This window comes from Serinicoccus kebangsaanensis (genome assembly GCF_008919445.1).
Taxonomy (GTDB): Bacteria; Actinomycetota; Actinomycetes; order Actinomycetales; family Dermatophilaceae; genus Ornithinicoccus; species Ornithinicoccus kebangsaanensis.
This window is the reverse complement of sequence record NZ_VSLG01000036.1, coordinates 1-1,281: the sequence shown is the minus strand read 5'-3', so window position 1 is coordinate 1,281 and position 1,281 is coordinate 1. Positions and strand designations below refer to the sequence as shown.

The window sequence follows — 1,281 nt, the reverse complement described above, 5'->3', positions numbered from 1 at the left end:
GCGTTTCTCCTATGTCAAGCCGCGGCTGGTTGGCGCATCGGCTGGACGGTGTTGTGGTGATGGGCGTCGGTGGTGAGCTGGTTGTAGACGACGCGGGCGAGGCGGCGTTTGAGGCAGCGCAGGGCTTCGGGAGTGGACATGCCTTCGGTCTTCTTCTTCTCGTAGTACGTGCGGCCTAGGCCATCGAGCCGGATCTGGGTGAGGGCGATGCGGTGGATGGCGGCGTTGAGCTGTCGGTTGCCTGACCGGGTCAGCCGGACACGACCCCGGGTGTTGCCCGACCACACCGGGATCGGTGCGATCCCGGCGTGCCGGGCGAAAGCGGCCTCGGAGGTGAACCGGGTGATGCCCGCGGCCTCACCGACGAGCTTGGCCGCGGTCAACGCACCGGCCCCGGGCAGGGCCAGCAACGTGGGAGCCGCGCGCTCGACCAGGCCGGCGATACGACGGCCCAGCTCGTTGATCCGCGTCGTCAGGTCGGTGACGTCATCGAGCTCGTCGCGAGCCAGCTCGGCCACGACGCCGGCTACACCATCGAGCCTGTCGGCGAGGATCCTCCGGTGCTTGGCCAGGTCCAGCGACCGCGCCTTCGGCGCCCACGCAGGATCCAGCTCGTGCACCCGCCACAACAGCCGGTTGATCGTCGCGGTCCGGTGTTTGACCAGGTCATCGCGCCGGTCCACCAGCAGTTTCAGCTCCCGCGACTGCGCATCATGGGAGGCGACCGGCAGGTCCGGTTCGCGTAGCGCAGCACGGGCGACCGCGGCCGCGTCGATCGGGTCCGACTTGCCCCGGGTCCGCGCGATCCGCCGCTGCTCGGCCATCATCTTCGGCGGCACCCGCACCACCGCCTGGCCTGCCGTGAGCAGATCCCGCTCCAACCGTGCCGACAGGTGGCGGCAGTCCTCGATGGCCCACACCACCTCGGTCCCGAACTGCTCCCGGACCCATGCCACGGCCCGCTGATGACCGACCGTGACCGCGTCGAACGTGCGGTGACCGACCTCTCGGCCGGCCTGGTCGACCGCGACGAAAGTGTGCGTCCGCTTGTGTACGTCAGCTCCAACAACAACCATGGTGGTTGCCTCCTTCACTCAGATGCGAGGAACAGTTGGGCCGGTCGGCGGACACATCTCAGTCGGGGCGAAGCCACGCTCCTATCAAGTCACGCCGGCCGGTCCTTCACACCCGGTGCCGGCAAAACGCATGCGCATCAACCCCGAAGGGGCGACAACGACCCTATGAGCCAGACACCAGGTGCTCAGGATCCAACCAGCCGCC

1 protein-coding gene is annotated in these 1,281 nt (G+C 68.4%); it reads right to left on the bottom strand.

The window, feature by feature from the left end; genetic code table 11:
- Nucleotides 1-14: 14 nt before the first annotated feature.
- Complete coding sequence (locus tag FXF60_RS16380) at nt 15-1,094, bottom strand: IS110 family RNA-guided transposase (protein WP_238335899.1); 1,080 nt, start codon at nt 1,092-1,094, stop codon at nt 15-17.
- Between the last annotated feature and the right edge of the window lie 187 nt (nt 1,095-1,281).